Source organism: Desulfatitalea alkaliphila (assembly GCF_022968795.1).
Lineage (GTDB): Bacteria > Desulfobacterota > Desulfobacteria > Desulfobacterales > Desulfosarcinaceae > Desulfatitalea > Desulfatitalea alkaliphila.
Genome location: NZ_JALJRB010000004.1, coordinates 39436 through 52808, shown reverse-complemented (window position 1 = coordinate 52808; position 13373 = coordinate 39436). Strand labels below are relative to the sequence as shown.

The 13373-nt window shown below is 60.7% G+C and carries 9 protein-coding genes; 6 read left to right on the top strand and 3 right to left on the bottom strand.

The genetic code is table 11. The annotated features are described in order from the left end of the window. Nucleotides 1-7 precede the first annotated feature (7 nt). Both MRX98_RS05230 and MRX98_RS05225 read right to left on the bottom strand, forming a co-directional pair. Entirely contained in the window at nucleotides 8-544 is a 537-nt protein-coding gene (locus MRX98_RS05230) for a hypothetical protein (RefSeq protein ID WP_246903671.1), read from the bottom strand. 6 nt (nucleotides 545-550) lie between these two features. Then, a complete protein-coding gene (locus MRX98_RS05225; RefSeq protein WP_246903670.1) occupies nucleotides 551-1765 on the bottom strand; it encodes an MFS transporter in 1215 nt (404 codons plus the stop codon). 186 nt (nucleotides 1766-1951) lie between these two features. Between MRX98_RS05225 and MRX98_RS05220 the strand changes: the two genes are divergently transcribed. Further along, on the top strand, nucleotides 1952-2287 hold the full coding sequence (locus MRX98_RS05220; protein ID WP_246903669.1) for a cupin domain-containing protein: 336 nt from the start codon (nucleotides 1952-1954) through the stop codon (nucleotides 2285-2287). 108 nt (nucleotides 2288-2395) lie between these two features. On the opposite strand, the gene recD2 is transcribed toward MRX98_RS05220, so the two are convergent. Continuing rightward, entirely contained in the window at nucleotides 2396-4885 is a 2490-nt protein-coding gene (gene recD2, locus MRX98_RS05215; protein WP_246903668.1) for an SF1B family DNA helicase RecD2, read from the bottom strand. 98 nt (nucleotides 4886-4983) lie between these two features. Here recD2 and MRX98_RS05210 point away from each other — a divergent pair, with 98 nt between their 5' ends. The 5 genes from MRX98_RS05210 to MRX98_RS05190 all read left to right on the top strand — a co-directional run bounded on the left by MRX98_RS05210 (nucleotide 4984) and on the right by MRX98_RS05190 (nucleotide 13370). After that, nucleotides 4984-6711 carry a HEAT repeat domain-containing protein gene (locus MRX98_RS05210; protein WP_246903667.1) on the top strand — a complete coding sequence of 576 codons (1728 nt, stop codon included), beginning with the start codon at nucleotides 4984-4986 and terminating at the stop codon, nucleotides 6709-6711. Then, nucleotides 6708-8177, top strand: a complete 1470-nt coding sequence (locus MRX98_RS05205) for an HD-GYP domain-containing protein (RefSeq protein WP_246903666.1) — start codon at nucleotides 6708-6710, stop codon at nucleotides 8175-8177. Before MRX98_RS05210 ends, MRX98_RS05205 begins: the two co-directional genes overlap by 4 nt. 288 nt (nucleotides 8178-8465) lie before the next feature. Next, a complete protein-coding gene (locus MRX98_RS05200; protein ID WP_246903665.1) occupies nucleotides 8466-10244 on the top strand; it encodes a sigma 54-interacting transcriptional regulator in 1779 nt (592 codons plus the stop codon). A gap of 350 nt (nucleotides 10245-10594) precedes the next feature. Next, complete coding sequence (locus tag MRX98_RS05195) at nucleotides 10595-12091, top strand: 4-hydroxyphenylacetate 3-hydroxylase family protein (protein WP_246903663.1); 1497 nt, start codon at nucleotides 10595-10597, stop codon at nucleotides 12089-12091. 157 nt (nucleotides 12092-12248) lie between these two features. Continuing rightward, on the top strand, nucleotides 12249-13370 hold the full coding sequence (locus MRX98_RS05190; protein ID WP_246903662.1) for an NAD(P)H-dependent flavin oxidoreductase: 1122 nt from the start codon (nucleotides 12249-12251) through the stop codon (nucleotides 13368-13370). The last annotated feature ends 3 nt before the right edge of the window (nucleotides 13371-13373 follow it).

Here is a 13373-nt window from a genome sequence, read left to right as displayed (position 1 = left end):
ATCCATGTCAAACGCCGAACCGTGCCTGAAAACGGTCCAGGGCCGAAGGCAGTAATCGCCGGATGAATACATCCCGATCCCGATGGGTCAAGGCCGCGTACTCCGGGTGGGCGGGATGGGACGGCGCCAACACCGGCGGGTCCTGGCGGCAGGCCAACTGCACATCGTCGAATCGGCGCACCATGTCAAACAACCCGTACTGAGTGGCGCCGTAGCGGGCCAACCAGCCCAGCCGCCGCATCATCTCGAACCGTACTTGATCGGCCAGGAAGAGATGGATGTCCACCACACGCAATTGGGTGGGGGTATCCAGGCTGTCGAAGGTGCGCCGCGGCCCGTGCCCCATGAATCCGATGATCAGGCCGTAAAACAGGTTGGTGCCGGCCTCGCCGGGTTCGGCCAGGGCCAACAGGGTGGCCGGGCTCAGATCGTTGAGCCGTGTGCGGGCATCGAACTGCTGTCCGAAGCGCCGGTGCCACTCTCGAAAACCCGCCTGAACAGCCATCTGATCACGATAGGCGGACAAATGAACGATTTCAGCCATGCCCGATCACTCCCGCGCCGCATGATGGTCACTGTAATAGGCCAAGATCAACGGCCCCACCAAGCAACCGGCCGCCATGGTAACAAATCCCATGCCCCAGGCAAGGGGGGTCGCGCCACCGAAGGCATCGAGTACCAGACCCACGGCCAGGGGCCCGGCAAAGGCGGCGCCAAAGCCGATGGTGGAATGGACCGCCAGGGTGGTCCCCCGCAGCCCCGCCGGTGCCGCAGCCACCGCACCGGCGGTGAGGGCGGCCGAATCGGCGGTGACCAGCAAACCGTAAACCAGTGCGCCCAATGCCACCCAGGCATATGGCAAGGGCGCCATGAAACCCAGGCCCGCGCCGCAGGCGGCCGACAGCAGCATGACGGCGGCGATCACCCGTTGCCGTCCATGGATGCGGGCCAACTCGTTGCCGGCGATGCTGGAGGCCAGTCCGACAAGGTTGGCCAGGAAAGCCACCTGTGTCGGCCGCCAGCCGCCGTCACCGTCCGATGAATAACCCATGCTGAACACCAGGAAGGCGACGATCCAGGTGCGGAAAGCGAACAGTTCCCACATGTGGGCGGCATAACCAAAAACATAAGCCATGGCCGGACGGCAGCGCAACACCGTTACGAAATCGGCCAACCGCAATGGTTGGCCGCTTGGCAGCCGGACGCCGCCGGGCACATAGCGCCAGATCACCAGCAACGCCATGGCGGCCGCGATTGCACTGGCCAGGAATGCCCACCGCCAACCGGCCAAGGCGTTGATCTCGCCGGCCATCAAATAGGAGAGCCCCATGCCCAAACCAAAACTGGCGGTGTAAAAGGAAACGAAACGGGATTGCAGCGCCCCCTCGGTGTGGTCGCTGACCAGCTTGAGGCCCGGCATGTAGATGCCGGCCAACCCGATGCCGGCCAACCAGCGCAAGGCCAGTGCGGACCAGAAACCTCTGGCCAGCAAAGCATATCCCAGCGCCGTAGCAACCCCCAGTAAAGCGCCGAGGGCCATGATCCGGCGGGCGTCCATCCGATCCGTGATACCTGCCAGCAACGGCACGGAAAGCATGTAACCGGCATAATAGGCCGCGCTGATCCAGCCCGCCGCCGTATTGCTCAAGTCCCATTGCGCCTGAAAGGTGGGCAACAAGGCCGGAAATGCGGCAATGGCAGCCAGCCCCAATACTTCCGCCAGACAGATGACCAGGGTGGCGCGATATGGCGCAATGGATCCCATAACGCCATTTTTATGCCACTTGCCCCCGACAGGCAATACAGGAAATCGCAACTCCAAAGAATGGCCGTGCGCACTGCACACCATCGGCGCCGCGCCTTGCATCTCAGTCATCATCTCTTATAATGGGCCATTGACAACATACCGCAGCACCAATCAGCCCCTTGATCACATGGAAAGGAAACCCTCATGACGGATACCAACGACCAATTCAAGGCGACACCGTTTCAGCCGGCCTCTTTCGTGGATTACGCGGACGGCTCGGTGGTCAGCAAAACGCTGCTCAAGAAATCGACGGGCAACCTCACCCTTTTTGCCTTCGACCAAGGCCAGGGACTCAGCGAGCACACGGCACCCTTCGATGCCGTGGTTTACATCCTGGACGGCCAGGCGCGCATCACCATCGGCGGCAAACCGCAGAACGTGGCGGCGGGTGAAATGTTCATCATGCCGGCCAATATCCCCCACGCGCTGCATGCCGAGCAGCGTTTCAAGATGCTGCTGGTGATGATCCGCGGAGAGTGATGCAGCGCTGCCCTCATGGTGGCATTAAACGATGAGCAGCATACCGAACCGACGCATCGGCGGCGCATCATGGGCATGTCGAAGGTACTATTTTGAGGCGCCGTCCCCTTATGGTCGGAAATCCGCCAACAATCGGCCCAGGGCGGTCTGGCGCAGGGTGGTGTCCTGGTTGTGCACCGCCATGGCCAGCGCTTTGCGGGTGCCCACCAGCACCGCCAGGCGGCGGGCGCGCGTCAAGCCGGTGTAGAGAAGATTGCGAAACAGCATCTTGTAGTGCTGGGTGAGCACCGGCAGGATCACCGCATCGAACTCGCTGCCTTGGGATTTGTGGATGGTGATGGCATAGGCCAGATCCAGCTCCAGGATGTCGTTGCGCTGATAGCGCACCGGCGGCTGATCTTCGGTGAAGGCCACTTCACAGCTGAGCGTTTCGTTGTCGATTTGACGGATGACGCCGATGTCGCCGTTGAACACCCCCAGCTCATAGTTGTTGCGCCGGTGAATCACCCGGTCCCCTTCCCGGAAAAGCCGCTGTCCTACCTGCAGTTGGCGTTTGCCCCCGCCGGGCGGGTTGGCCGCCGCCTGGATCATGGCATTGAGGTTCAACGTGCCCAGACTGCCCCGAATCATGGGCGAAAGGATCTGCACCTCGCAGCCCCCATGGTACTTGGGAATCCACTCCATGTAAAGTTTGCGAACGACCTCGACGGCCGGAAGTCCATAGTGCAGGGCGGACCAGGGGTGCACCTGGTTGAGCACGGCCAACAATTCGTCCACCCGGCTGTCCGCTTGTTGCAGGATTTCCAGGTCCACATGCCGAAATCGCTGCGGAATGACCAGTTCCGGGGTTCGCTCAGGCAGCTGCGCCACGGCACGAAAGGTGTAGGGATCTTCGCCGGTCTGCTCGCCGGTGGTTGCGCCGTTGGCGTCGAAAAACCGTTTGACCTTGTTGATGAACTGCAACTGGTCGCGGGTCGCCTCCTCCGCGTCGATGAACAGACACTCGGCCCCCGTGCGCCAGATCTCCGGTTTGTGGAAGGGCGAGTCGATGCGCGGCAGCCGGCCGGCGTTGATCTGGTGGGCATAGCGGATGATCAAGGACTGCTCGGCCTGACGAAAAATACGGGTCAGACGAAAGCCGGGCACCGTCCCGGCGCTGATCAGATCCTTGAGGACATTGCCGGCCCCCACCGCCGGCAGTTGATCCGCATCGCCGATGAACAGCACCTGGGCGCCCTGCGGTACCGCCCGCAACAGTGCGGCGGTCAGGCTGATATCCAGCATGGAGCATTCGTCCACGATCAACCAATCCATCTCCAGGGGCGCCGTCTCGTTCTTGCGAAACCCATTGTGCCGCCACTCCAACAGGCGATGAATGGTCTTGGCCTCTTTGCCGATCACGTCCATCATGCGCTGGGCGGCCCGCCCGGTGGGCGCGGCCAGCAGCACCTTGCGCCCCATGGCGGTCAACAAACCGGCCAGCACCCGGGTTGTGGTGGTCTTGCCGCAGCCCGGCCCACCGGTTAAAACGGAAAAGGCGCAACCCACGATCCCTTGCACCGCCGCGTTCTGTTCATCACTCAACACGATGTGCTGCTTGCGGCAGTAGCGATCGATCCAGGCCGCCACCCTGGGCCGGTCCACCGCCACGGGCGCCGTCATGGCAGCCACTTTACGCGCAACGGCCAGCTCATCGTAGTACAGCGTTTTGGAATAGTAACAAGGCACCGCTTGTCCCGCGGCATCGGGCAGCATGCGCACCATCAACTGCCCTTCGGTCGCCATGGCGCCCAGAATGTCCGCCAGGCGGTCCTGCGGCGAAAAATCCAGCAGTGTTTCCACCTGGCGTGCGACCTGGGTTTGGGTCAGATAGCAGTGGCCCATCTGGCGGCTGTCGGCCAGTACGTGGCGAATGGCGGCCATGATGCGCCGGGGGCTGTCGACCGTCCACCCGAGACTGAGGGCCACCCGGTCGGCCGAGAAAAAACCGATGCCGTAGAAATCGGCGGCCAGGCGGTAAGGGTCCTCCGACACCCGCGCAATGGCTTCATCCCCGTAGACCTGATAAATCCGAACCGCGAACAGGGTGCTGATACCGTGGGACTGCAAAAACATCATCACATCCCGCACGGCGCGATGGGCCTGCCAGGCGGTGCGGATGGCCGCCAGCTTCTTCTCGGCGATGCCGGGCACCTCCGTCAGCCGTTCGATGGCCTCCTCGAACACCGTCAAGGTGTCTGCGCCGAAATGGCGCACGATTTTGCGCGCCGTCTTGGGCCCCACACCCTTGATCAATCCGGAGCCGAGATACTTTTCCAGGGCGGCGCTGTCGGCCGGTTTCTGTTCCAGCGCCTCAACGGCCCGGAACTGTCGCCCGTGGCGGGGGTGCACCGTCCAGGCGCCGCGAAACAACATGGTGGCGCCGGCGAACACCTTGGTCTGATGCACCACCACGGTTTCTTGCTGGTGGGGAGTGTCGAAGGGTTGCACCCGCAACACCGACCAACCGGTGGTGGGATTGTGATAGGTGACCCGCTGGACGATGCCGCGCAGGGACTCGCCGAGGGCAGTGAGTGCTTGTTCCGACCGCTGTTCCATGGCGCCCCATCTTTTCATTAAGAATTCGGCAAATCAACCGATAAGTAGCTTGTGCCGACGTCGTTCATCTACAACTGCCGAGGTTGAAACCAGTACCGGTGCATGCGAACGAAACCCATAGCGAATCTGCCGAGCCGTCCCTGATCCGACAAGTCGCCACGGCCCTCTCCGGCGCCTACAAAAAGCGCAATCTGTACGACCCTGAGCACACCATTTACCAAAGCGCCCTCGATGGGCTGATGCAGCTGTGCGACCGACTCTTCGCCGGCGCCGACCGCCTGCAATTGACCATCGCACAGGACGGCATCCGGCACCGGGAAGCGATGATTCTGGAAGGCGCCGGCGAACCCACCGACCTGACCTTCATCCTGCACCGTGACGGGCTCTTGTCGCTGACCCTGAGGCGGGGCCTGCAACGCTGGGAACTGGATACCCTCGTCTCCATCTGGCACGAACACGCCGTTCTGCCCGAAGATGCCGAAGAGGACATCGTCACCGCTTTGTGGCAACTCGACCTGCCCTCCGTGTCCTACGAGGCCGCTGCGCCAGCCCTGGGCCCCATCACCGAAACTCCCCTGACGGATCTGGAAAAAATCTGGAATGGCGTCGTCAACGAAGAGGACGGCGCACCGGCCGAGACCCCTGCTCACAATGAAAACCGCACGGCCGACGCGCCGCATGCCATGCCCATCGCCCCCCTGGCCCAAACGCCGGCCTTGTTTCGCATCAGCGCCGACGAACGGATACAATTGCGCAAAATGGTGGCCTCCGAAGAACGAATGGACGGCACTGCTCAGGTGGTTGCGGTTTTGCTATATATTTTGACCCACCACCATTGCAGCGAGGAGGACATTGCCGACCTTTTGGATACGCTGTTCCAGGAACTCCACGAAACACTGGGGCAGGGACGTTTTCACCATCTCCATGACGTGTTGCTCAAGTTACAACAGCATACGGCCGATCTGGAGCGCCGCCAGCATGGGACGGCACGCCGTTTGCGGTGCTTTTTGGACAATCTGGCCGACGCCACCTTTCTGAACGCCTTGTTGACGCTGATGCCCCCCATGGACCAAAGAGCGCCCAGTGCGGCAAAGCAGTTGAAAAAGCTGTTCCTGTTGCTTGGCCACAGCACCCTTCCCGCCCTGGGCGCCATGATGATGCACACATCATCCGCGGCGCTCCAGCGTCTGCTGCTGGAAACCATCGCCACCTTCGCCCACAACGATTTGGCTCCCGTGGCGGCATTGATCCAAGGCGGCAACAACGAGCTGGCTGCGCGTCTGGTGTACGTCCTCGGCTATCTCAAGGATGATGATTCGCGCCGCATGTTGTCCGGGTTGCTGGGCCATCCGGCCGCCCCGGTGCGACGCCAGGCCCTCAAGGCGATATCGGCCCACGGCCGGCCGACCCTCGAAGAGCTCTTTGCGTTGATGGACGATCCGGACCCGACGGTCCGCAAGTGTGCATTGCAAGAGCTGGGGCGGGAACGCAATCGGCAGGTGGAACAACACCTGCTCGCGCGTCTGGCGCAACCCCCCCCCGGCGACGATGGCGATGAACACCTGATGGCCTTGCACCAGGTCTTGGGACGCAGCGGCTCCGAACAGTCCCTGCCCTATTTGCGCCGCCTGTTGTTTCGCTGGCCTTTGTTGGGTATCCTGCGGCCCGCCGCCGGCCGACAGCGTCGCGCCGCCGTCACGGCCCTGTCCGCCCTCGACCCGTCCATCGCCGCCCCGCTGCTGCGAAGAAACAGCAGCGGTTTTTGGAAAAACCTATTGCGTTCGGCAAAAAATTGCCCGACGCAATCAAGGAGCGTGCCGCAATGACGGAAACCACGCAATGGACCCCGGGCAAGGCCGGCGAAGTCCTGCTCAACGCCATCCACAGCATGACCCGGATCACCCGGCTGCATTCGGACAACAACGATCAGTTGCGTCATGGCGCGGAAAAATTCACAAACCTCATGGCGTACCTGGGGAAAACCGACGACCGGGTCACCATTCGACACACCGGCGGCCGTTTCTATTTCCAGGAGAGCAACCTCCCGATTCGCCCCGCCAACCACCGTTTGCTCACTACAATGCGGCGCTTTTTGGAAAATCGAGGCATTTACGGCCTCCAGTTCCAAACCCCGCTACCCAACGTCCTGCCGCTGCAGATCATTGCCTTCTTTCGGCTGATCGACCAGGCCATCGTTCAACCGTCTCCCGCCGGATGGCTCGCAGCGCAGTGCGAGGCGCAACAATGGACCTGGGTCGCCATCGAACAAAAGCCGCCCGCGGCGGAAGACAGGTCGGGCCGGGCCATGGGCGCCATCGGCCGGGAAGACCCCATGGTCCGACGCAAAGCACACATACGCCGTTCCTACGCCCATGCCCTGAGCGCCGTGAAGGAGGTGGCGACCAAGCTTTCCGCCAACCAAAGCGTCGCCATGCGCCACTCGGTGCGCTTGGTGCAGGGCATGGTGGACATCCTCGCCGAGGACGAATCCCTTTTTCTGGGCATCAGCACCATACGGATTTACGACGATTACACCTATGCGCACTCTATTAATGTAGCCATTCTTTCCATGTGTCTCGGCAGACGGATCGGCTTGAGCCGCAGCGCCCTGGAACGGCTCGGTTTGTGCGGTCTGTTCCACGATTTGGGCAAAACGGCCATTCCCAAGGAAATCCTGAACAAACGGGGCAAACTCACCGAGGCTGAATTCGACCTCATCAAAAGCCACGCCGTACACAGTTCACGCCTGATTCTCAAGCTGAAGGCACAAAGGGAACGTAAAATCAGGCTGCTGGTGCCCCCCTTCGAACACCACATGGGATACGATCATTCCGGCTACCCCCAAACCACCGCCGGCCCGGGCATCACCCTGTTCGGCCGCATCCTGACCATTGCCGACGTGTACGACGCCATCACCTCGCCGCGCATCTATCGCGCCCGGATCATGAGTCCCGACAGGGCGCTGGCCCACATGATGGAACGCTCCGGCACCCATTTCGACCCGATTCTGCTCAAGGTGTTCATCAACATGCTGGGCGTCTATCCGGTGGGCACCATGGTGACGCTGGACACCGGCGAGCTGGGCATCGTCGTCCAACCGTCGGCGGATGATACCCCCACCCGACCCGTCGTACAGCTACTGCAACCCGCACCCCCCGGCGGCTTCGACAAAGGTGCCATCGTCTCCCTCGCCGAACGGCGGGAACCCGACGGTCCCTACCGGCGCAACATCACCCAAACCATGCATCCAAGTTGTAAAGGGATTCAGGCGGCCGCGTTTCTACTTCAATAGACGGGACCGGTTGCTGTGCGGTTATGTGTGAAAATAGTTTAAAGTTTTAAGTGTTAAGTTTTAAGTTAAGGAATTCTGTCGGTTATAGATGGTAGGGGGTGATCGAGCAGATGGGGATTTCCACGCATCGGGCCTTCCACGCTTTAAACTATCTACATCCCGCACAAACATTGACATCCGCCTGCGCAATTGAGACATTATGCGAACTGTGAACCGTCAGGAAACGCACAGCCTTTTAGCCTTCACGACACCGGACGGATACACATCTTCCAACAGACAGGTACTTGAATGCAGATCGCTGAGATCTTGGTGCATACCCCTTCCTTGCCGGAAACGGCCGCCATTGCAAAGGCCATCGCCCTGCTGTGCGGATCGGATACAGGATTGTTACCGGTGACCGACGCGGCAGGGCGCCTAACGGGGGTACTGACCACCCAGCGTTTATTGGCCGCTTTGCAAAACGGGCAGCCCTGGGACGGCCCCGTCCGCCCGCTGATCGACACCGATCCACCCACACTTGCCGCCGATGCCGATCCGCAAAGCCTTGCGCCGCAGGATTTGCCGGCACTTGTCGTGGACAACGCCGGCGCGCCGATCGGCGTCGTGACCTTAACCACCTATGCGGCCTTTTTGCACCGGCACAACAGCGAATTGCAGAACCGCTGCACCGTCGCGCAACGTGAGCTGGGCGAAGTCAAGCTGCTGAACAAGGAACTGGAAGCGATCATCGACTCCTCCTACGACGGCATCTGGATCACCGACGGCAACGGCGTCATCCTCAACATAAACAAGGCCAGCGAACGCATCTCCGGCCGACCGGCCAAGACCTACATCGGCCGCAACATGAAAGAGCTGGTGGACAAAGGATTGCTGGATCAATCCACCACCTTGCTGGTGATGGAAAAACGCGAACGGGTGACCATCAACCAGACCATCAAGACCGCCAACGGCGACACCATGGTGGTGCTGGCGACGGGCAACCCGGTATTCGACGATACGGGCAATTTGTACCGCATCGTCACCAACACCCGGGACATCAGCGAGCTGGTGCGGCTGCGGGACCGGCTCTACAAGGAGCAGGAACTGTCGCTGCGTTACATGGCCGAGCTGGTGCAACTGCGCAAATTACAGAGCAAATCGGCCGATTTGATTTATCGCGGCTCGGACATGCAGCGTATCGTGGAGCTCTCCTCCCGGGTGGCCGACGTGGACTCCACCATTCTGATCACCGGTGAATCCGGCACCGGCAAGGAGATGATCGCCCGGCTGATCCATCAGTTGGGGCGAGGGGACAAAAAACCCTTCATCGCCATCGACTGCGGCGCCATCCCCGACCAGCTCCTGGAATCGGAACTGTTCGGCTACGAAGGCGGCGCCTTCACCGGCGCGAAAAAGGAGGGCAAGCCGGGCATGTTCGAACTGGCCCACACCGGAACCCTCTTTCTGGACGAAGTGGCCGAATTGCCCCTCGCATTGCAAGCCAAACTATTGCGGGTGTTGCAGAGCAAGGAAGTGCTCCGGGTGGGCGGCACCCGTCCCATCCCCGTCGATGCCCGCATCATCACCGCCACCAACAAGGATCTGGCCCGGATGCTCATGGAAAAACGTTTCCGGGAGGACCTCTATTACCGTCTGATGGTGGTGCCCATCCACACGCCGCCCTTGCGAGAACGTCGGGAGGACATTCCGCCGCTGGTCTACCACTTTGTCGATGCCTTCAACCGGCACCACAATTTCAGCAAGACCATCGCGCCGGAAGTGATGGACCGCCTGGTGGCTTACGATTGGCCCGGCAACGTGCGGGAGCTCAAAAATGTTGTGGAGCGGATGATGGTCATGTCCGGCGCGCCGCGGGTGACGACCGACGACCTGCCGGCCTTCATCCAACCCAAACGGCCGCTGCCCAAGGTGGGCAGTCGCCTCAAGGAGGCGGTCGCCGAAACCGAAACCTACCTGCTCAAGGAAACCTACAAGGAACACAAGTCGTGGCAGAAGGTGGCCCAAGTACTGGGCGTGGACTATACCACGGTCTATCGCAAAGTGGCCAAATACCACCTCACCGTATGATTGCATTATTGCAAATATTGCAATAATGCAAATACCCCTGAATTTCGGTCATCAATTAACTGATTCCAATTCAGGTATTGCAACATTGCAAATCCCAGCGCGCCTTAATTTCATTCACTCCATGAACCATTCGTTCTATTTGTTCTTTCAATAGAACAGGTTATGGATTTGCCTCTTCTGGCCACAGCCGATGGCATGCATCTGGCAAGCCGAGAACGGAACACAGCAGAACGATCCCGAGCCATTCGAGACTTCGTCGAATATTGTCAGCCATGGCAACCGCATCGCCCTTTGCCGGGCGACGGTCGGCCCGATACCAAAAAACCCTTATAATTCAAGGAGCTTCAGCAATGCGGACCAAAGAAGAGTACATCCAGGGTCTATCCAAAATGAAACGCAACATCTATTTCAACGGTGAACTTATCGATCGCACCGATGAAATGCAAATGAACTGCCTCAATGTTATGGGCACCACCTTCGATGAGGCCGCCAAACCGGAAAACCAGGAGTTGATGACCGCAATTTCCCACCTGACCGGCGAACGCATCAACCGCTTCACCCATATCCATCAAAACACCGACGATTTGCACAAGAAACAGGACATGACCCGCATGCTGTGCCAGAAGGTGGGCGGCTGCATTCAACGCTGCATGGGCATCGACGCCGTCAACGCCATCTACAACGTCTCCTACGAGGCGGACAAGATGAACAACGGTGCCACCGAATATCATGAGAATTTCAAGAAATGGCTCACCCGTTTTCAGACCGAGGACCTGGTGGGCTGCTGCGCCCAGACCGACGTCAAGGGCGACCGCATGCTGCGCCCCGCCGACCAACCCAATCCGGGCGCTTATGTTTATATCAAGGAGCGCCTCAAGGACGGCATCGTGGTGGAAGGGTGCAAGCTGCACATTTCCGAGGCCTCGGTGGCCGATGAGGTGATGGTGGTGCCCACCCGCGCCCTGCGGCCCGAGGACAAAGATTACGCCGTGGCCTTCGCGGTGCCCGGCGACTGGGACGGCTTGACCCAGGTGGCCACCATCCACAACTTCCGGCCCCGCGAGCACTTCAAACGGGGTTTCATGCCCGGCTCCACAGACTCCTACATGATTTTCGAAAACTGCTTCATTCCCTGGGAACGGGTCTTTCTGGCCGGCGAACACCAGCACGGCGGCATCAACGCCCTGCTCTTCGCCCTCTTCCATCGCCACTCCTACTCCGGGTGCAAGCCGGCCATCGGCGATATCGTTTTGGGCGCCGCGGCCCTGGCCGCCGAGGTCAACAATGTGCACAAGGCCTCCCATATCCGCGAAAAATTGTCCGAACTGATCATGATCACCGAGTTGGGTTATGCGGCGGGGTACACCGCCTCCGACCTGGGCAGCCCGAAAGTCTTCATGCCGGGCAAGGGCCTGGTGCCCTACGGCCCCGGTTCCTACATCCCCCACTCCATTTACTGCAACGTGGGCCGCTGCCTGACGGGCGAATCGGTCTTCCGCGAAGCCGAAATTCTGTGCGACATCGCCGGTGGCGTCGTTGCCACTTTCCCCCACGAAAAAGACTTCATGAACCCGGAAACCAAGGACCTGCTGCTCAAGTACACCCAGCGCAACCCGAACATGCCGGTGGAAGACCAGGCCCAATTCTGGCGCTACCTGGGTGATGCCCTCTGTTCCGCCAAGGGCGGCATTCACAACGTGGGCGGCTTCCATGGCGGCGGTTCCCCGGTCATGGAACAGATCGCCATCACCACCCAATATGACATCGAGTCCCGCAAAAAGCTGGTCCGCCATATCGCCGGCATGAGCGACGGCGATCGTGAGGTGTTGGCCAAAAAGAAAGACTAACCCATAACTCTCTTTGCACAAAACCAAGGGCCGCTCTTCCCGCGAGGTGCATCCTCCACGCAGGGAGAGCGGCCCCATCTACACCGCAAAGAGACACAAATGGCCGGTGGTCGCGCTTGCGTCGGGGCGCCCCGGACCCAATGAAGGAGAAGCATCCATGCTTAAAACCCGACTGACTGAACTGCTAGGCATCCGGCACCCCATCATCCAGGCCGGCATGGGCCCTTTCAGCAACAACAATTTGTGTGTGGCGGCCGCCAACGCGGGAGTACTGGGGTTGTTGTCCACCAGCGGCATTTTCAGTAAAACCGACCAGCCCTGGATCTACAAGGCCTTTGTGGACAGCGGCGAAGCCGACATGGACGACGACATGGCCACCGTCCTGGAAAAGGTGCTCAAGCGAACCTACCGCCTGACAAAGGATCAAGGCGGCGTCTTCGGCATCAATGTCATGGTCTCCGCCGAGCTGGTGGACAAGTCCAAGATTTTGATTGACACCGCCATCCGGGTGCGGGAAGAGAATCCGGATATGAAGAACCACTTCAAAGTGATCTTCACCTCGGCCGGCGATCCCGTGCCGTGGCGCGAGAAAATCAAGAACGCCGGGTTCACCTGGCTGCACGTGGTGCCCTCGGTCAAGGGCGCCCTGCGCTGTAAAAAAGCCGGCGTCGATTGCATCGTGGCCTCCGGCCATGAGGGCGGATTTCATATCGCCTGGGAGCCGGTGCACTCCATGGTGCTGCTGCCCGCCGTGGTGGATGCCGTCGGCGACCCCGATCTGCCGGTGGTCGGCGCCGGCGGTTTTTGTGACGGCAAAACCCTGGCGGCCGCCCTGGCCATGGGTGCCGCCGGCGCCCAGATGGGCACCCGTTTTCTGGCCACCCAAGAGAGTGATTTCCATCCGCTCTGGAAGGAACAGGTGGTCAAAACCGAAGATCGCGGCACCCTGGTGGCCCGTGGCATCGTGGGGCCGGCCCGTTGGCTCAAAACCCCCTCCAGCGTCCAACATCTGCAAAACACCCTGACCAAATCCCCCGGCGTCTTCTCCGGTGTGCCCGACGATTTCACCACCGTTCCGCCCGACCTGATTCAGTATGAGCGGGACGCCATCCGGGCGGTCTGCACCGGTGACCGCGAAAATGCCATGATGGCCGGCGGCGAGTGCGCCCAGCGGGTGGAGGATCTGCCAAAGGTGAAGACCCTGGTCGACGGCATCATGGACGATGCCGTGCGAATCGTTACGTCGATGCCCCGTCATCTGGTTGACGGGAATTATTAAACA